This window comes from Achromobacter sp. F4_2707 (genome assembly GCF_047501535.1).
Taxonomy (GTDB): Bacteria; Pseudomonadota; Gammaproteobacteria; order Burkholderiales; family Burkholderiaceae_B; genus Yanghanlia.
The window spans coordinates 1-17466 of record NZ_JAZDRJ010000006.1 but is presented as its reverse complement, the minus strand read 5'-3'; the positions used below and the strand labels follow the sequence as shown (position 1 = coordinate 17466).

Annotated in this window: 19 protein-coding genes; 7 read left to right on the top strand and 12 right to left on the bottom strand. The window is 55.1% G+C overall.

The genetic code is table 11. The features are described from left to right. The 5 genes from lnt to VRY85_RS07180 all read right to left on the bottom strand — a co-directional run bounded on the left by lnt (position 1) and on the right by VRY85_RS07180 (position 5799). Positions 1-1521, bottom strand: coding sequence for an apolipoprotein N-acyltransferase (gene lnt / locus VRY85_RS07200; protein ID WP_414597926.1), 1521 nt, complete (start codon positions 1519-1521; stop codon positions 1-3). A gap of 170 nt (positions 1522-1691) precedes the next feature. Continuing rightward, on the bottom strand, positions 1692-2216 hold the full coding sequence (locus VRY85_RS07195; protein WP_180150722.1) for a copper chaperone PCu(A)C: 525 nt from the start codon (positions 2214-2216) through the stop codon (positions 1692-1694). An 80-nt stretch (positions 2217-2296) separates the two neighbouring features. Then, positions 2297-2899, bottom strand: coding sequence for a peptidoglycan DD-metalloendopeptidase family protein (locus VRY85_RS07190; protein ID WP_180150721.1), 603 nt, complete (start codon positions 2897-2899; stop codon positions 2297-2299). A gap of 85 nt (positions 2900-2984) precedes the next feature. Continuing rightward, positions 2985-3503 carry a signal peptidase II gene (gene lspA, locus VRY85_RS07185; protein WP_180150720.1) on the bottom strand — a complete coding sequence of 173 codons (519 nt, stop codon included), beginning with the start codon at positions 3501-3503 and terminating at the stop codon, positions 2985-2987. 7 nt (positions 3504-3510) lie between these two features. Continuing rightward, the gene (locus VRY85_RS07180) at positions 3511-5799 is read right to left on the bottom strand and encodes a heavy metal translocating P-type ATPase (protein ID WP_414598080.1); all 2289 of its coding nucleotides are present in this window, start codon (positions 5797-5799) and stop codon (positions 3511-3513) included. A 228-nt stretch (positions 5800-6027) separates the two neighbouring features. Here VRY85_RS07180 and cadR point away from each other — a divergent pair, with 228 nt between their 5' ends. Continuing rightward, positions 6028-6435: a Cd(II)/Pb(II)-responsive transcriptional regulator gene (cadR, locus tag VRY85_RS07175; RefSeq protein WP_347287770.1), complete on the top strand. Its 408-nt coding sequence runs from the start codon at positions 6028-6030 to the stop codon at positions 6433-6435. A 160-nt stretch (positions 6436-6595) separates the two neighbouring features. Next, positions 6596-7051, top strand: a complete 456-nt coding sequence (locus VRY85_RS07170) for an ATP-binding protein (protein ID WP_180150717.1) — start codon at positions 6596-6598, stop codon at positions 7049-7051. A gap of 61 nt (positions 7052-7112) precedes the next feature. Here the strand turns inward: VRY85_RS07170 and arsH are convergent, their stop codons facing one another. The 4 genes from arsH to VRY85_RS07150 are packed head-to-tail and all read right to left on the bottom strand — an operon-like array spanning position 7113 to position 9716. Further along, a complete protein-coding gene (gene arsH / locus VRY85_RS07165) occupies positions 7113-7871 on the bottom strand; it encodes an arsenical resistance protein ArsH (RefSeq protein ID WP_414597925.1) in 759 nt (252 codons plus the stop codon). A 23-nt stretch (positions 7872-7894) separates the two neighbouring features. Continuing rightward, the gene (arsC, locus tag VRY85_RS07160) at positions 7895-8320 is read right to left on the bottom strand and encodes an arsenate reductase (glutaredoxin) (RefSeq protein ID WP_414597924.1); all 426 of its coding nucleotides are present in this window, start codon (positions 8318-8320) and stop codon (positions 7895-7897) included. Further along, positions 8317-9402, bottom strand: a complete 1086-nt coding sequence (locus tag VRY85_RS07155; RefSeq protein ID WP_414597923.1) for an ArsO family NAD(P)H-dependent flavin-containing monooxygenase — start codon at positions 9400-9402, stop codon at positions 8317-8319. Before VRY85_RS07155 ends, arsC begins: the two co-directional genes overlap by 4 nt. After that, complete coding sequence (locus tag VRY85_RS07150) at positions 9399-9716, bottom strand: ArsR/SmtB family transcription factor (protein WP_128355434.1); 318 nt, start codon at positions 9714-9716, stop codon at positions 9399-9401. The genes VRY85_RS07155 and VRY85_RS07150 overlap by 4 nt, the downstream gene beginning before the upstream one ends. 157 nt (positions 9717-9873) lie before the next feature. On the opposite strand from VRY85_RS07150, the gene VRY85_RS07145 reads away from it, so the two are divergent. The 5 genes from VRY85_RS07145 (at position 9874) to VRY85_RS07125 (ending at position 13799) form a co-directional block, all read left to right on the top strand. Further along, entirely contained in the window at positions 9874-11010 is a 1137-nt protein-coding gene (locus VRY85_RS07145) for an MFS transporter (RefSeq protein WP_035274519.1), read from the top strand. Between the two features lie 52 nt (positions 11011-11062). Continuing rightward, positions 11063-11404: an ArsR/SmtB family transcription factor gene (locus VRY85_RS07140; protein WP_180158578.1), complete on the top strand. Its 342-nt coding sequence runs from the start codon at positions 11063-11065 to the stop codon at positions 11402-11404. Positions 11405-11458: 54 nt separating this feature from the next. Beyond that, a complete protein-coding gene (locus VRY85_RS07135; RefSeq protein WP_180158579.1) occupies positions 11459-11953 on the top strand; it encodes an arsenate reductase ArsC in 495 nt (164 codons plus the stop codon). Continuing rightward, a complete protein-coding gene (locus tag VRY85_RS07130) occupies positions 11950-12435 on the top strand; it encodes an arsenate reductase ArsC (RefSeq protein ID WP_414597922.1) in 486 nt (161 codons plus the stop codon). The genes VRY85_RS07135 and VRY85_RS07130 overlap by 4 nt, the downstream gene beginning before the upstream one ends. 77 nt (positions 12436-12512) lie before the next feature. Next, the gene (locus VRY85_RS07125; protein WP_414597921.1) at positions 12513-13799 is read left to right on the top strand and encodes an arsenic transporter; all 1287 of its coding nucleotides are present in this window, start codon (positions 12513-12515) and stop codon (positions 13797-13799) included. 201 nt (positions 13800-14000) lie between these two features. On the opposite strand, the gene VRY85_RS07120 is transcribed toward VRY85_RS07125, so the two are convergent. From VRY85_RS07120 to VRY85_RS07110, 3 genes are all read right to left on the bottom strand, one after another. Next, positions 14001-15545: an ArnT family glycosyltransferase gene (locus VRY85_RS07120; protein WP_180158582.1), complete on the bottom strand. Its 1545-nt coding sequence runs from the start codon at positions 15543-15545 to the stop codon at positions 14001-14003. Next, on the bottom strand, positions 15532-16575 hold the full coding sequence (locus VRY85_RS07115) for a glycosyltransferase family 2 protein (protein WP_180158583.1): 1044 nt from the start codon (positions 16573-16575) through the stop codon (positions 15532-15534). The genes VRY85_RS07120 and VRY85_RS07115 overlap by 14 nt, the downstream gene beginning before the upstream one ends. A gap of 37 nt (positions 16576-16612) precedes the next feature. Further along, a partial coding sequence (locus VRY85_RS07110; protein WP_414597920.1) for an IS3 family transposase occupies positions 16613-17466 on the bottom strand: 854 nt, incomplete at its 5' end.

The following is a 17466-nucleotide window of genomic DNA, read 5'->3' as shown; positions in this document are numbered from 1 at the left end:
CTATAACGACCTCGAGCCAACACTAGCGACATAATCACGCTGTGCAGCACCCAGCTTGCCTTTCTTCTCCGTCGCCCAACCTCGCCGAGACGATAAACCCACTAGCAATCCTAAACCGCAGAACAGGAGGATCGGACCGTTACCCAAAATCACATAAGGGGTGGCACCCGTAAAGCCCTGGGCGTCGCCCTCTAAAATGAGCCGTTCAAAAGGCTGTGCTTGCCTCACCACGGTTCCACGCGGATCTATGATTGCAGTAGCCCCCGTGTTCGTGGATCTCAACATATAGCGTCCAACTTCGAGCGCTCGTGTTTTCGATATTTGTAAATGCTGCGGTGCCGCTAACGAATCACCAAACCAAGCAAGATTACTCAGATTCACGAGTACTGTGGCAGAAGGCAACGCTTGCCTGATTTCTTCACCGAACACATCCTCAAAACAAATATTAATCGCAACCATTTCTCCAGCCACTGGAATAGGTTCCTGTAAGGCGGGTCCTCGCGACATGTTATTAAGTGGAATCCGAAGAGTATCGACTACCCAACTGACGAGTCTGAAGGAAGGAACGTACTCACCAAATGGAACAAGATGCTGCTTCCTATATATTCGTTCCTGCGACACCCCCATGCTGATTGCGCTATTATAGTAAATGTCCCCTTCACCGCTTGGCTGTCTCTCCAGGATCCCAGTAATAAGGTCAGAATCACGGGCACGAATGTGTTCCATCAGCGCATCTACGTAGCTATTGGGAATCTCATCGATAAACAGAGGGATTGCGGTTTCAGGAAGCACAATTAGTTTGGCACTGCTTTGACGTACCAGCGACAAGTACAGGTCAAGCGTGGGCTTCAAGGATGCCTCTTTCCACTTTGTATCTTGAGGCACATTCCCCTGCAGCAAGGCTACCGAAAACTTGAGACCTGATGGGGATGTCCATGAAACTTGCTTTAATAGGACTCCGACACCGATGATAGCCACGAGAATTATAGCGGCTCGATATCTTCGAACATTCGATGAAGAACAACAATGAAACAACAGGCCCGAGCTCACGGCGACCGCCAACGATACCCCATAGACGCCAAAAATAGGGGCGTACCCGGATAAGGGGCTATCCACGATTTGTGAGTAGCCAACTGAAAGCCAGGGAAATCCAGTAAAGAAAGTGCCACGAGCCAACTCAGTGGCAGTCCAAAATGCAGGAACGGTCAACATCAAATACGCCAACGTATCGCGACGAACTAGCCAGCAGCAGAAGGCGAATAATGTTGGGAAGACGGCGAGATAAACGCAAAATAATACAGTAGAAAGGAATGCCATTGTTGCCGACATCCCGCCGTACGTATTCAGGCTAATATAAACCCAGCTTACCCCGGCACCAAACATACCGATGCCAAAACAAAATCCGATATAAGCGGCTCTTTGAGCGGACGCTTGTTTTACAGTGATTCCGATGAGGCATGCAAGGGCAACCACTGGTATGGGAAACCATCCAAATGGAGCGTACCCTAGAATCGTGCTCATGCCGATAAGGGTTGCCAATAAGCCCGCGCTGGCAGGTCTACTTACTAACGTGCTTACGCGGTTTAATGCGTGGCGGTGTAAGTTCATCCAGGAACCATCTGCGACGCTCAGGTTCTGGACTGTCAACGACAGCATTCGCCGTAGTTGTGATGTTTTGATAGCATGGCGTATCAATGAGCTAAAGCCGAAGGGGGTTTAACGCTGCATTGGGCCGTTGCGGAAGCCCCGGCGCCGAACTCAAACCGTGCCTCCACTTCGCTGCCGATGATCAGCCTTTCTTCCGGCTTTTCGAGCATGGCATGATAACCTCCAGGACGAAATTCGAAGCTGTCTCCTGCTGAAATAGGGATCGCCTCTACTGCAGCCATCCGACTTATACCTCCCTGATTTATTGTGCGATGTAGTGATACCTTACTGAATCCGGGTACAGACATAGATATTAGCTTCGCCTCGTGCGTTCCACTGTTGCTCACTTTGAAATATGCACCGGACGGAGTGAGTCCAGGCATGAAGCGGATCCAGCAGTCTGAAACCTTTAGGGTGCTAGATTGCACGCCTGTGCCAGCTGTGTTTTTATTTTCGTTTTGAACTGGATATGCACTGCCCTCGCTTTCAATATGGTCGGCGTGTAAACTCGTAGCGTATGCGGGTAAAATAAAGCATAGACTGAACGCACCAACGATTAGCTTCCTCATATATCCTCTGTTTTAATTTAGCGTGCTTTTGAGGCGCCTTCCGAGGTAATTTTCTTAGGGCACCCTACTTATGCTCATTCTCAATCTATCCCGTTGATGACCTGCTCATTACCGGCATAGAGCGTTCCAAATTCCAATGGATCAATGGGATCATTGTCCAGTCTTACCTCGTAATGCAAGTTATTGCCCGTAGTCATGCCTGTCGAGCCCACGTATCCGATCGTGTCACCCCTGGAAACGAAAGCTCCTTTTTCAAGTTTGTGGGCGAAGCGGCTCTGATGTGCATATAGAGTAGTGAGATTTTCATTATGCCGGACCACGACCACCTTACCGTAGCCGTTCTGCCGACCCACAAACTCAATTTGCCCATCCGCAACAGTCACAATCGGTGTTCCTTTTGGAGCGGTGTAGTCAACACCCTTGTGCATTTTTTGTCTGCCTAAAACCGGATGGCTACGGAAGCCGAACCTGGAACTAATTGAGAACTGGCTTTCGTCGATCGGCGCCTCAAGGAAAAATCTTCGAAGACGCTCCATTCGTGAATCTTCTTCTCCGACCTCCCGTCTGTTGAGTTCAAATTTCTCATGGATGATTGAAAAGCTTAGAACGTCGGCGGTGGCACTGAAACTTATGCCCGTTGTTAAGAAAATTAATATCGCTCGCCGCAACAAAAATTTCGACATAGTGGTTATATAAAAACTATAATTTCAAAAATTTCGACGAAGCTCGGGTGCCTACTTGTAGTGTTCACTGTCGTAAAACTGAACATCATCCGTCCGTGCGATTTTGCCGTTCCGTTTCAGTCTTCGAGACGGACCACGTTGAGTAAATTAGCAACATAGTGCCCCCGACGAGGAGCATATCTGCCAGATTAAACGCGGGCCAATGCCATTGCTTCCAGTAAAAATCCAAGTAATCGACGACCGCACCGCGAAACACTCGGTCAACGACGTTGCCCATAGCCCCTCCAATAATGGAAACATAGCTGAGTGTGACGGAACGGCTGTCCAGCCCTCGATACAATGCCACTAAAAGCGTGGCACTCACCACCAACCCAATGATTCCGAGCACGTACCGCTGCCACCCACCAGCGTCAGCGAGAAAGGAAAACGCTGCTCCGGGGTTCAGGACATGAACCCAATTGAACCACGGTGTAATCCCAATGCCGGCGTGCAACGGTAACGTTGCTACGGTGGTCTGCTTAAGGATCTGATCCAGTGCGACAAAACCTAAAGCCAGAAGCCACCACAACCACCATCTCCGGTTCGAATTAAATGGCTGTTTCATTCTTCGCTTATCCGGGGACGCGCTTTGACTTCAACGTACGCATGCTGACCGCGCCTTTCTCTGTCGCGCTCAGCTTGCCCTGACGCAACAGGCGTAAACCGTTACCGACAACGAGCAGACTAGCTCCCATATCGGCAAATACTGCCATCCACATCGTTGCCTCGCCGAACACAGCCAAGACGAAGAACACTGCCTTAATTCCGAGGGCCAAAGTGATGTTCTGCCATAACACCGTGTGGGTTTTCTTTGATAGCCGCACAGTGGTCGCAATTTGATGTAGGTCATCGTTCATGATGACGACATCGGCTGCCTCTCGCGCAATATCAGTTCCAGCTGCACCCATGGCGAAACCAATATCGGCTTGGGCGAGGGCCGGCGCGTCGTTGATTCCATCCCCGGTCATTCCAGTTGGCCCATACTGACTCTGTAACTCTCGGATAGCGGCGAGCTTGTCGTCCGGCAGCAGATTGCCCCGCACGTCGTCTATACCAGCTTCATGACCGATACTCTCGGCTGTCGCACTGTTATCCCCGGTCAACATAACTGGGGTTACGCCGAGCGCGCGGAGCTCACCGATTGCCGCCCGCGAAGACTCCTTGATCGTGTCTGCTACAGCAAAGATAGCAAGTACGGACTCGTTAGAGGCTAGCAGCGTAACGGTGCGCCCCGCGCGTAAATGTATATCAAGAACCTCATCTAGCTCGGCTGTGGCTTGATTACGCTCATTAATTAAGCGGTAGTTTCCGAGGACATAATCCATACCTCCTATTTTTCCTTTAACTCCGCGCCCCGGAATTGCCTCAAAGTCTTGCACTTCCTGCCCGGGAGCATCCAGTCCCTTAGAGATGGCGTTCGAAACGGGGTGATCGGATCGATCGGCTAAACTGGTAGCGATGCTGGCCACGACTCCGTCGTCATCAATCAGCACCATTCTTTGCCATGCTACGAGTTCCGGCTTGCCTTCAGTGATGGTGCCAGTCTTATCGAGCGCGACAGCCTTGAGCTTCCGGGCTTCCTCAAGGTAGGTGCCGCCTTTAATAAGCACTCCTCGACGGGCACCAGCGGCCAAGCCGCTGACAACGGTAACAGGCGTGGAAATCACCAGAGCGCATGGGCAGGCGATCACTAATAAGACAAGCGCCTTGTAGAGTGCGTCAACCCAAGTCCATTCGAAGAGTAGCGGGCCCACTGCCGCCACCACAAGCGCCATGACGAAAACTGCAGGTGTATAAACGGCTGCGAATTTGTCAACAAAACGCTGGGTCGGCGCGCGGCTGTTCTGGGCTTGTTCGACAGCGTGTATGATCCGCGCCAGCGTAGAATTGCCCGCGGTCGCAGTAACTTCAAATTCTAGCGAGCCGGATTCGTTGACAGTCCCTGCGTACACCGGGTCGCCGACGGCCTTCTCGACAGGCAGACTTTCGCCAGTGACGGGAGCCTGATTGATCGTACTGGCCCCCGCTGTGACCATACCGTCGAGTGCGACTCGCTCACCCGGCCTTACGCGAACTATTGCTCCAAATGCAATGTCGTTTGCTGGCATCATTTGCCAGTTCCCGCTGGGCTGTCGTACCTCTGCCGTTTCTGGGGTCAGGTCTAACAAATCTCTAATCGCATTCCGAGCGCGGTCAACCGCGCGGGCCTCAATAAGTTCAGCCAACGCAAAAAGCGCCATGACCATAGCAGCTTCGGCCCATTGTCCAATAAGGAACGCGCCGGTAACCGCAACGCTCATAAGCGCGTTGATGTTGAGTCGCTTTCGACGCAGTGCTAGGAAGCCCTTAGTGTAAGTTTCCAGGCCGGCCAGCCAGATTCCTATTGCGGCGAGCCCCATTTCGGCCACTTCCCAGAATGTTGTTTCAGGGGAAAAAAAAGCTACCACTTCCGCCCCAATGGCCAGCACCAAGGCCAAAATTAAACGCGGAATCCCGCTAGAGAAACCGCGCTGCATGCTGAGGGAAGTGCCGGATCCGTCTCCTTCCCCGTCTCGGTGTTGCTCTTGAGGGTCGTAGCCAATATGACGTATGGCAGTGACGGCGCGTGAAAGCACGTCCTCCGGAGCGTCGATAGCTAAAGTACGAGCACTCAGCTGAAAATTTAAGCTACGAATGCCCTCAATCTCTTCGAGCGTGCGTCGAATTTCTGACTCTTCAACGGAACAATCCATCGTTGCGATTCGAAACGTTCGAACGGACGCCGAGCTCGTCTGCTCCATGGACTCGTGCTTTGCCCGGGATTCGGTGCCGCCGCAGCAAGACACACCGGCAGCTTCGGAATGTATGGATTTATGCTTCATCATGGTTTCCTCTAATCGTTGCATTGGAAACCATGTAGCTACTCCAGAGTCAAGCCCCATGTAGTGCATGCACAGCAAGGCCATGCAGAAACCGTGCTCAATATGGCAGATCGAAATGCGCCATAGGAGGTTGGTGACCAGGCTGTATGCCAGCTGAGCCGCTGTGACTGTGCGCTGGACGATCTAAAGTCTATACTAGCTTTATAGTTTTTCCCTTCGGAGAAGTCCATGAAAATGAGGATCGGCGAGCTCGCCAAGCGATCAGAATGTCCGGTAGAAACCATCCGGTTTTACGAGCGAGAAGGCCTTCTTCCGCAGCCCGGGCGCAGCGCAGGCAATTATCGATTGTATGGCGACGAATATCTCGAACGCCTCCGGTTCATTAAGCACTGCCGTACGCTTGATATGCCGCTAAACGACGTCCAGAGGTTGCTTACCTTTCGGGACGACCCCCGCCAGGATTGCGGTGACGTGAACAAGTTGCTCGACATGCGAATCACAGAGGTCGAAGAGCGGGTCGAAGAACTACAGCAACTGAAGGAACACTTGACGACTTTGCGCAGTCAATGCTCCAGGACGGCCCCGGTAGAAGCTTGCGGAATATTGCGTGCTCTATCGGATTGCTCATGCCATTGATTACTACCTCAAGCCAAGAACACTTTATAGCCGGGTCAGCATATCAATAGAGGACAGCGCCGCCTAACATACCGCTGATGGACCGGCCGACCATCATAAACTTTCTGGTGCTGACGTAGATCATATCGGGCTTACTCCCGCTCATCCCGCAAGATGTTATATGCGCAAGGCTTGCGCTCTCGTTCGTTCTCCTAGCGCCCTGTATTCATTCAGCCATCACTCATCGTTCATCTGGCCGATCGAGCGCCCGCTAACTTCGTGCGATAACATGGGTACTACTGACTCTGCGGATACTCTTGCTCGCCCCCTCCTTGCGCTAATGCTATCCGCCATACCCCTTCGCATCGCGCTGTTGTCGTCAGTTTCCCGGTCGGCCGGTGAGTTAGGCCATATCTGCATACAGAACCCCGGGCCTGTCATCCCACCTCGGCATTTAGCCCATATCTTTGAACGATTCTACAGGCCCGACGCATCGCGCCAACGCAGCGGCGAAGGCGCCGGTCTCGGCCTCGCCATTGTGAAAACACTCATCGAAGCACACGGGGGAACAATCACAGCCGAGTCTACACCCGATAAAACAGCGTTTGAGATATCAATGCCCAAGACTCTGTGCTAACGCGCCCTAGCCGCAACTCACTAGACACAGTAGCGGCATGATGTCGTTGCGTTCTCTGAAACTACGTCAACTCGTTCTCACGTTCATGAGCCATGGCGGCCTCGGCTAGCCGCAGCACTTCGGCTTCAACGGCCTTGCGTTCACTGTAACGATCGACAAGGTAATCCGCACGGCCGCGCACCAGCAACGTGAATTTAATCAGCTCTTCCATCACGTCCACGACTCGGTCGTAGTAAGCCGATGGTTTCATGCGGCCAGCCTCGTCGAATTCCTGAAACGCCTTGGCGACTGATGATTGATTCGGGATTGTCACCATGCGCATCCACCGGCCCAGCACACGCAAGGCATTTACGGCGTTGAATGACTGCGAGCCACCACTGACCTGCATCACGGCAAGCGTGCGCCCCTGCGTAGGCCGGACGCTACCCACTTCCAGAGGCAACCAGTCGATTTGGCTCTTGAAGATGCCGGTGATCGTACCGTGTCGCTCAGGGCTGCACCACACCTGCCCTTCCGACCATAGCGACAACTCACGCAGTTCAGCCACCTTGGGATGGTCGGCCGGAACGCTGTCTGGCTGGGGCAACCCGTACGGATCGAAGATCCGGGTTTCGGCGCCCAGGCGCTGCAGGATGCGGGCAGCCTCTTCAACAAGAAGCCTACTATACGAGCGTTCGCGCAGCGAGCCATAGAGCAACAGAATGCGCGGCGGGTGTTGAGCGTCAACCGGGATGCCGAGTCTCTCGTGCGAAGGGATATCCAACAAGGACTCGTCCAAGGCGGGCAACGAGCCGTCGTGTAGCGATGTAAATTGCTTCATTTCAAATTTCCAGGTGCGCCGGTTCAGCGCACACGATTCCCGTGTTCGTCTATGACCACTTCGCCGTCCTCTTTGACGAACGGGCCACGTTGGGGCTGCTCCAGGATGTCGAGTACCAGCTCAGACGGTCGGCACAGGCGCACGCCAGTGGGCGTCACGACGAAGGGTCGGTTGATGAGAATGGGATGCGCCAGCATGGCGTCTAATAGCGCATCGTCTGAAAGCGACGTGTCGTCCAAGCCGAGCTCTTGGAAGGGAGTTCCTTTCTCCCGCAGCGCCTCGCGCACTGACAGTCCGGCACGTTCGATCATCGACTTCAATACTTGCCGCGCCGGTGGAGTGGTCAGGTACTCGATCACTTGCGGCTCGATCCCGGCATTACGAATGAGGGCAAGCGTGTTGCGCGATGTTCCGCATTTGGGGTTGTGATAGATAACGACATCGCTCATTGCGATACTCCCTCTGGTTGAGTTTGGTGGACAGGCGACAGCGTCGCCCCGATTTCTTGCGCAGTACTGCGTGCCGTTCGCATGACGCCAACGAGAGTGGCGGACGCGAAGCCCGTCCAGTCGCCATAGCCCACGAGCCATAACCCTGGTTCAGCCACGGCACGCGTGCCCTCGACGGCGACTCGGCCATCTGCATCGAGGACGCCTAGTGGGCTTAGATGGTCAAGCGCCGGCAGAAAGCCCGTGCACCAGATGACGGCATCAACCTCTGAGTGGCTGCCATCGGGCCATACGACGCCGGTTGACGTAAAAGCAGAGAAAGGCCGAACAGATTTGAGGTCGCCGCGTCGTCGCGCAGCGGCAACGGAGGGCACCATCACGATATCGCCAAAACCGCCGACTTCTTCCGGCGGCGGCAAGCCCTGCTGCATAGCCTGCCAACGCTCGGTGGCCCGCTCAAACAACACTCGCCCGTCAACTTGATCGGGCAGAAAGACAGGTTCTAAAGGCGTGACCCACGTGGTCTGCGCGATGCCAGCCATCTCAGCCCTTATCTGTGCGCCGGAGTTGCCGCCGCCAACCACTAGCACGCGCTTCCCGGCAAAGGCTTGTGGATTCCGATAGTGTCCGGAGTGGGTCTGCACACCGGAAAAGCTATCCTGCCCGGGGTAACTGGGTACGTAGGGATGACGCCATGTGCCGGTGGCGCTCACCACTGCACGCGAGCGCCAGACACGACCATCTTCGGCTTCAATTTGAAAGCGGTCGCCATCACGCCGCACCGCCTGCACGAGAACCGGACGTACGACGGGAAGCTCATAGCGCGCCTCGTAGCGCGCAAAGTAGTCGATGACATGGTCGCGCGAAGGATAACCGTGTGCGGGGGGCATGGGCCAACCTGGAAGCGAACTCCATTGCGACGGAGAAAACAATGTCAGGGAATCCCATCCATGCCGCCACGCCGCGCCAGGCCCTTCCTCTGCGTCGAGTAACACGAAAGAGAGCTCAGCGCGGCGCAAAAAGTACGCCGTTGCCAGCGCTGATTGGCCCGCTCCTACGATTACAACATCGACATCATTCATGCTTCGCCTTGTTCCGATGGTACGCACAAGACGCCTTCGCAACAGTTCTCTGCAAGGTATCCCAGAATGTCGTTCATCACTGCAAAGTTGGCGCTATAGATAACGAAACGGCTCTCTTGGCGCGAGGTTAATAATCCTGTATGGGAGAGCTCCTTCAAATGGAAGGACAGTGAGGAAGGTGGGATAGAGGTAAGTTCAGCAATGCGGCCAGCGGGAAGTCCAGCTGGACCGGCTTGCACCAAGAGACGGTAGACAGCCAGGCGCGACTCCTGTGCAAGCGCCGATAGTACTTGAACAACGTCTTTCGATTCCATATTTCTATTATCGTGGAAATATGGAGCCTGTTCAAGTATTATCTGTCAAACATCCATCTTCAAGCGTCGCCGCTGTGGCCGCTTTCACCATCTCAGCAGCTTTGTGCGCATTCCGCTACCGTCCCTCTCCGATGCTCCTGTGCGCCTGATCGCCGTCATGGGAATCACCCAGATATTGGCATGGGGTAGTACGTTCTACTTACCTGCCGTACTTGCCGCCCCAATTTCTCGTGACACCGGTTGGTCGCTTGGCAGTGTCGTCGCCGGACTTTCCTGGGGGCTGCTCGTGGCGGGATTCGCCGCGCCCCGCGCTGGCCGAATGATCGATCATCTCGGTGGTCGTCCGGTGCTCGCCAGCAGTTCCCTGCTGCTGGCAGCCGGATTGGCCTTGATGGGGACAGCACCGAACCTACCCGTCTATTTCCTTGCATGGACCGTGCTTGGAACGGCCATGGCCGGCGGCTTGTATGACGCCGCCTTCTCCACGCTGGGACGTCTATTGGGCGACAACGCTCGCACCGCGATGACGGGCATCACGCTATTTGGCGGCTTTGCGAGCACGGTAGCTTGGCCGGCCATCACCACCTTGGAGGCGACACTGGGTTGGCGGGGTACCTGCCTGGTGCTCGCCGGTATACATCTGTCGGTGGGCTTGCCGATGTATTTGCTATTGATCCCTCGCGAGCAGAAAGGCAACAGCGGAGTTGAACCGGCGAACAATGCCGAGCTGCGCGCTGGGGCTCTTAAAGAGACCCAATTCCTTTTTCTCTTGGTCGCAGCCCTCTTCACGCTGCACTCCTCCGTAATGTCGAGCGTGTCCGTACATCTGCTGGACACGCTCGTTCAGCTCGGCTTGGCAACATCCGTCGCACTGGCAGTAGGGATGATGATAGGGCCGTCACAGGTGGCCGCTAGACTGCTCGAATTCTCCCTTTGGCGGACGCTTCATCCAACGTGGTCTGCCCGTGGAGCAGTGCTTCTTTGTTTTCTTGGGCTCGCTTTGCTAATGCCTGCCGATCCCGGTCTGGCCTTTATCGCAATGGCTCTGTATGGCGCAGGCAATGGACTGCTGACTATTGTGCGCGGCACCCTCCCGTTAGCCCTATTCGGCAGCCATGGGTATGGCGCACGTATGGGGCTATTGGCGCGGCCCATGCTTATTGCCCAGGCTATTGCCCCCTTGGGGTTAGCAATAGTACTGAGCGAACTCGGGCCGACAATGTTGCTAGGTACGCTCACCGCTCTGACCCTGCTGGGAGTAGCGGTTACCTGGCGCCTGCCGGTATCGACCTGAATGAAACGCCAATTACAGCACTTAAATTTGTCATTTCTGCTATTATCGAAATATGGAAACGAAAGACATTGTGCGACTGCTCGCAGCTATCGCTCACGAAAAAAGGCTTGAGGCGTATCGTCATCTCGTGCAGGCGGGTCCTGCAGGGTTACACGCGGGGCGATTAGCAGAACTGCTCGATATACCTCCCTCATCGCTCACCTTTCATCTCAAAGAGCTCGTCCACGCAGGCTTGCTGTCATCCCACCAGGAAGGCCGCTTCGTGTCCTATTCGGTGCAGTATGCAGCCATGAATTCCCTTCTGGCCTATCTCACGGAAAACTGTTGCGGCGGTAACCCATGCTTGCCGGTCAACTTGGAAGTCTGTTCTCCCGCCGAACAAAATCGCGGGTAACCCTATTAGGTCATCGCCACCCTGGCGCTGCAGTTCAAAGGAAATTTGTTCGCCATGTCAGACAAACCATACAACACCCTGTTTCTATGCACCGGAAATTCCGCGCGCAGCATCATGGCCGAAGTGTTGCTCAATCAACTGGGTAATGGTCGGTTCCGTGCATACAGCGCTGGCAGCCACCCCGGCACCGAAGTGAACCCGCTGACGCTGGAGCTTCTTACGTCAGTCCAACTGCCGACCGACAATGTGCGCAGCAAAAGCTGGGATGAATTCGCCGATGCACCACAAATGGATTTCGTTATTACGCTGTGCGACAGTGCAGCTGGCGAACAGTGTCCCGTATGGCCGGGTCAACCCATCACGGCACACTGGGGGTTTGAAGACCCCTCAGCGAGCGAAGGAACGCCCGAAGAAAAGCGTGACCGTTTCGACAAGATTTTTCGACAGATCGCAAATCGGATCAAGATTTTTACCAGCTTGCCGCTGACGACGCTCGACCGCGTCGCCATCAAACGTGAACTCGATACTTTAGGTACCAACCACAAATGAACGTCCTGTTTCTCTGTACCGGTAATTCCTGCCGTTCGATTTTGGCCGAAGCCACCTTCAATCATTTTGCTCCCAGCGGTTGGAAGGCGGTGAGCGCCGGCAGCCGGCCCACCGGAGAAGTACACCCACGTTCGCTCCTGATTCTAAATCGCGAAGGCATTTCAACGGCGGGCTGCGCTAGCAAGTCCTGGGATGATCTGCCGGTGAAACCCGATATCGTTATCACCGTGTGCGCCAGCGCGGCAGGCGAGGAGTGTCCGGCGTATCTTGGGAAGGTTATGCGCGCCCACTGGGGCGTGGAAGACCCCGCACATGCCACCGGAACAGACAGCGAGATTGATGCGGCCTTTGAGACGGCTTATCGCATACTTAGAGCGCGCATTGAAGCCTTCCTCGCCTTGCCATTAAGCGAACTGCAGACCGATCCCTTGGAGCTGAAAAAAGCGCTCGACCAGATCAGTGCTATCACTCCTTCTGTGTAGCCTGCACAGCTACACATACTGCTGCGCCGCCGTCACACGACGGCGTTTTTCTATTCCCGAAACATTGAGGTTTCCCTGTGGTCGTCGCACTACTTATCTTCCTGCTCACCATCGTGCTGGTCATCTGGCAACCACGCGGACTCAATATCGGCTGGAGCGCCACGCTAGGCGCCGTGCTCGCACTGGTCTTTGGCGCCGTCAGCTTCGGTGACATCCCTGTCGTGTGGGGTATCGTCTGGAACGCCACCGCCACCTTCATTGCCATCATCATCATCAGCCTGTTGTTGGATGAAGCAGGCTTTTTCGAATGGGCGGCTTTGCACGTGGGACGCTGGGGCGGCGGACGCGGCCGGTTACTGTTTGCCTTAATCATCCTGCTGGGTGCAGCTGTGTCAGCCTTCTTCGCGAATGACGGGGCCGCCCTCATCCTGACGCCCATCGTGATGGCCATGCTGCTCGCGCTCGGTTTCACACCGGCGGCCACACTGGCTTTTGTCATGGCGGCTGGCTTTATCGCGGATACGGCAAGCCTTCCCTTCATCGTGTCGAATCTGGTCAACATCGTCTCGGCTGACTTCTTCGATATCAGCTTCGCGCGATACGCTGCAGTCATGGTGCCGGTCAACTTCGTCTCCGTTGCGGTGACCTTGATGGTGCTTCTGATCTACTTTCGAAAAAGTATCCCGGTGAATTACGATGCCAGCCAACTGAAAGCACCTGCTGACGCTATTCGCGACCCGGCCACATTCCGGGCGGGCTGGTATGTGCTCATTCTGCTGCTAGTCAGCTTCTTCCTCTTGGAAGGCTTCGGCATTCCGGTCAGCGCCCTTGCTGCATCGGGTGCGGCCATTATGCTGCTGGTTGCGGGTCGCGGTCACGTAATAAGCATCCGCAAGGTCGTCCGCGAGGCACCTTGGCCGATTGTGGTGTTTTCACTTGGCATGTATCTGGTTGTCTACGGCCTGCGGAATGCTGGGCTGACCGATATGATCGCGGGATGGCTCGATGCAATGGCGAACCAAGGATTGTGGGTGGCCACATTGGGAACCGGCCTACTCACGGCCTTATTGTCTTCGATCATGAATAACATGCCGACAGTCTTGGTCGGCGCGCTGTCCATCGATGCAAGCCAGGCAACGGGCTCCATCAGGGAAGCCATGATTTATGCAAACATCATCGGCAGCGATCTCGGGCCGAAGATAACGCCTATCGGAAGCCTGGCGACGCTGCTATGGTTACATGTGCTGGCACGCAAAGGCGTGAAGATCACATGGGGTTATTATTTCAAGGTCGGGGTCGTGCTCACCATTCCCGTGCTGCTCATTACCTTGGCCGCACTGGTTGTACGACTTAACGCTTTCTAAATATCAAACTAAAAACCGCAAATCATCACGCCGTGGCGTCTCGGTGTAAGACAAGTTTTCATCCCCACCTCAAGGCATAGTCTTGAGGGTGGGGAAAAAGCAAACGTATGGCATTGTCAGGACGTTCGCCTATCCTCTTTCATAGGTTTACTTGACCAACCTATCAGGCCCGCCTGCAATCGCCTTCCTGTCCTGATGACGTCAGCTTGGGCCGCTCCGAACGGCCACTAATGAAGAATCACGCTTGGACACCTTCAATAAGCTATACCGCCTGTTTGAAAACACCGGCGTCATTTTCTTTCCCGCAACAACGTAAACAGCCTCCGGCCCCGTTTTAGGAGCTGCCAAATAGAAGGTTTTGTCCTGTTGCGCGATTTGTTGAAGCTCTGCTTCTTTTATCGCCCTAGCACGTCCTGATGAATAGAACCGGGCCGAAAAGGGCAGCTCCGACAGATAGAACAGAGGGCTCGAAGGACCCGGCTGACGCATTACGTATCGCACGAGCTCCCGTTCGGTATTGCGCAGATCTGGATTAATCCACACCACCACACTTCCTGCCAGAACCACCAGGGGAACCAGTGCCACCGCTGTAAACAGTTTGACCCGGGGTATCGAATATCGAGCTCTCACTTCCTGCGCGAGCATCGCGGCCAGGATACTAAAGCCAGCGAGCGATGGAAGCACATAAGTCCAAAGGATATTGGCAGAGAAGGTAAAGAAAACGGGGGTGAACAGTGCGGCAGTCACCCAGTAAAAGAATAGTGGATCTCTGTAGACAGCTTGCGCAGCCGACCGCATGCGCGGGCTAAAAACCGCACCCCCCAGAGCGGCCAGTACTAATAGCCCCCAAGGAAACGAGGCCTCTAGCCAATAGACCCATATCATTCCATAGGTTGTCCTATGAGCACTCCCATAGAGATCACCGGCCCATCCCGGATCCAAGAACCGCCGAAAATGCTCGCCTACGATGAAGTAGTCAAGAAACCCAGGGGTTTTGATTTCGGCCGCGATATACCAGGGCAGTGTCAAGAGAGCCGTTAGCAACAGGCCGCTTCGCCATGGCAACAACGCGGTATGGGATTTCGTCTTTCGCGTAAGCGACCACCATACCGTGATCGGGGCAAAGATTATGAGTGCGGCCAAAGGGCCCTTCGCCAAGAGACCGATCGTCAGTCCCAAGAAGAATCCATATTGCCACCACCGAATGTCGGCATTTCGGAGATTTACAGACCTGTCCGGTTGTTGGTCGAGTGACCCGACTAAAAGGCGGTCGCCACTACCTATCACCCTCGCAAAGGAAACTAACGAGAGCGTGGTGCCAAGTGCGAGAAACGGGTCGGTAAGCACGGCACCAGAGCTGATGTAGACGAGGGTACAGGTGCTGTAAATGATGGCGGCCCAGAGCGCGACGCCAATGCCCCGCACCGATTTGAACCCCGTCAAAAATAGGATATTGGTCAGGATGAGGCATAGCCACGACGGAAAACGCCCAGCAAATTCAGTGACGCCCAGTACCTTCATTGAGAGGGCCTGTGCCCAGAAGGACAGCGGAGGCTTGCCCCAAAACGGGACATCGACGTCAAACCACGGAGTGATCCAATCCTCGCTTTGCGCCATGACTCTGGCAATCTCCGCATAGCGAGGTTCGCTAGTGTCATAAAACGGGACAAGCTCCATGGACACTAGCGGCAGCGAAAGGACTATCACCAGCGTTAGCCAAGCTACTGCGTTACTACGCTGCTGCATGATAGCTCTCTTGCTCCGCTATCCCGTCGACCCGACCGGCATTCTCACCCGCCGCCCTGCCATGACGCATGACATCGCGGACGATATAAACTGGACGTTGTTTGGTTTCGGAATATGTTTTCCCGACATACTCCCCAACCAGCCCGATTGACAACAGCTGTACACCGCCGAGGATCGTGATCATCGCAATAAGCGAGGGGTAGCCTTGCACTGGATCCCCCAACACCAGCGCTTTGGCCACAATCCACAGCGCAAACAGAAGGCCTAGAAACGCTGTAATCACTCCACCGGCCGTCGCAACTCTCAGCGGGGCGACAGAAAAAGAAGTAATTCCCTGGAATGCCAGGTTGAACAGGCTCAAGTAATCCCATTTCGTCACGCCCGCAACACGCGGCAGACGGTCGTACTCGATGATCGCTGTTGGAAGACCAATCCAGGCAAACAGTCCTTTCATATACCGGTTGCGTTCATTCAGCTGCTGCAAAGCATAGACCGCCTTGCGGCTTAACAGCCGAAAGTCTCCGGTATCGGGCGGTATCTCGACATCACTGATGGCGTTAAGAAGTCGGTAAAAATGGTGCGCACTACGGCGCTTGAACCAGGATTCGCCTCTGCGAGACCGGCGACGCATGCAAACGACGTCTGCGCCCTTCTTCCATTCCTGCATCATCTGCGGAATGAGCTCGGGCGGATCTTGCAGATCGGCATCCATTATGACGACCGCAGCGCCAGCGGCATGCGCCAGGCCCGCCGTAAGCGCCGCTTCTTTTCCGAAATTTCGACTGAGGAAAACCGCGGTTATTGCCTTGTCCTTTTCAGCGAGCGCCTTAATTACGTTGGGCGTACCATCCCGGCTGCCGTCGTCCACCAGAACCAGCTCGTAAGGCGCGTTTAAACGAGCCAGCACAGTAGTGATCCGCTCATACATGGCCGGAATAACTTCATGCTCGTTGTACATAGGAATTACAACTGACAGCTCAGTCGGGCCCCCGGGGGGTTCAGGCGGCCACTTCTTAACCAACGCGTTCATGGAACACGGTGTTTGTCAACAATGATGTCCGTTTTCTTCATGCCGCGTGATTCAATTCTTGAGGCGCTGCGGCATGTTCCTTCGGCGGGTTTAACCACACCTCGCGAACCGGGTTCCAGTCACGCGTGTGGCGGCCTTTCCAACGCTGCGGCGTAACGCGTTTCGCTGCTTCGTAGACGCTACGGCGGCGCTCAAGAATTGCGTGCTCCTGCCCATAATGCCGTTGCGCAGGCGTCACGAACTTGATGCCGCTGTGGCGGTGTTCTGTGTTGTACCAGGTCACGAAGCGCAGCACCCATTGGCGGGCTTGGTCAATCGACGCAAACGGCTTCTTTGGGTACGCTGGGGTGTATTTCAGTGTCCTGAACAATGCCTCGGAATAAGGGTTGTCGTCGCTGACTGCCGGGCGGCTAAACGACGGCACGATACCCAGGCGCTGCAAGGTCGCCAACATGGTGGCGCCTTTCATGGGCGAGCCGTTATCGGCATGCAACACCAGCTCGGCGTGGCGCACACGGTGACGCAGGCAGGCCTTGGTGATGAGCGTGGCAGCATGTTCTGCGCGTTCATCCTCATGGATTTCCCAGCCCACAATCATGCGGCTGTACACATCCATCACCATGTACAGGCGGTAAAACTGGCCACGAACGACGGTGGGCAAGAACGTGATGTCCCAGCTCCAAGTTTTTAGCGGCGCATTGGCTACCCATGCATGGGGTTTAGCTACTGTTCTGGGCGGGTGGGCGCGACCGCGCCGGTTTGCCTGTCCATGCTCGCGCAGAACCCGGTAAAAACTCGATTCGCTGGCCAGGTAAAGCCCCTTGTCGGCCAGACTTGGCACGATCTGTGAAGGCGGCAGGCTTTGGTATTGCGGGCTGTTGCAGGTGGCAA

Coding starts and splice junctions, on each gene's coding strand:
- lnt (WP_414597926.1), bottom strand. CDS start 1,521: ATGAGCACGATTCTAGGGTACGCTCCATTTGGATGGTTTCCCATACCA.
- VRY85_RS07195 (WP_180150722.1), bottom strand. CDS start 2,216: ATGAGGAAGCTAATCGTTGGTGCGTTCAGTCTATGCTTTATTTTACCC.
- VRY85_RS07190 (WP_180150721.1), bottom strand. CDS start 2,899: ATGTCGAAATTTTTGTTGCGGCGAGCGATATTAATTTTCTTAACAACG.
- lspA (WP_180150720.1), bottom strand. CDS start 3,503: ATGAAACAGCCATTTAATTCGAACCGGAGATGGTGGTTGTGGTGGCTT.
- VRY85_RS07180 (WP_414598080.1), bottom strand. CDS start 5,799: ATGAAGCATAAATCCATACATTCCGAAGCTGCCGGTGTGTCTTGCTGC.
- cadR (WP_347287770.1), top strand. CDS start 6,028: ATGAAAATGAGGATCGGCGAGCTCGCCAAGCGATCAGAATGTCCGGTA.
- VRY85_RS07170 (WP_180150717.1), top strand. CDS start 6,596: ATGCGCAAGGCTTGCGCTCTCGTTCGTTCTCCTAGCGCCCTGTATTCA.
- arsH (WP_414597925.1), bottom strand. CDS start 7,871: ATGAAGCAATTTACATCGCTACACGACGGCTCGTTGCCCGCCTTGGAC.
- arsC (WP_414597924.1), bottom strand. CDS start 8,320: ATGAGCGATGTCGTTATCTATCACAACCCCAAATGCGGAACATCGCGC.
- VRY85_RS07155 (WP_414597923.1), bottom strand. CDS start 9,402: ATGAATGATGTCGATGTTGTAATCGTAGGAGCGGGCCAATCAGCGCTG.
- VRY85_RS07150 (WP_128355434.1), bottom strand. CDS start 9,716: ATGGAATCGAAAGACGTTGTTCAAGTACTATCGGCGCTTGCACAGGAG.
- VRY85_RS07145 (WP_035274519.1), top strand. CDS start 9,874: ATGGGAATCACCCAGATATTGGCATGGGGTAGTACGTTCTACTTACCT.
- VRY85_RS07140 (WP_180158578.1), top strand. CDS start 11,063: ATGGAAACGAAAGACATTGTGCGACTGCTCGCAGCTATCGCTCACGAA.
- VRY85_RS07135 (WP_180158579.1), top strand. CDS start 11,459: ATGTCAGACAAACCATACAACACCCTGTTTCTATGCACCGGAAATTCC.
- VRY85_RS07130 (WP_414597922.1), top strand. CDS start 11,950: ATGAACGTCCTGTTTCTCTGTACCGGTAATTCCTGCCGTTCGATTTTG.
- VRY85_RS07120 (WP_180158582.1), bottom strand. CDS start 15,545: ATGCAGCAGCGTAGTAACGCAGTAGCTTGGCTAACGCTGGTGATAGTC.
- VRY85_RS07115 (WP_180158583.1), bottom strand. CDS start 16,575: ATGAACGCGTTGGTTAAGAAGTGGCCGCCTGAACCCCCCGGGGGCCCG.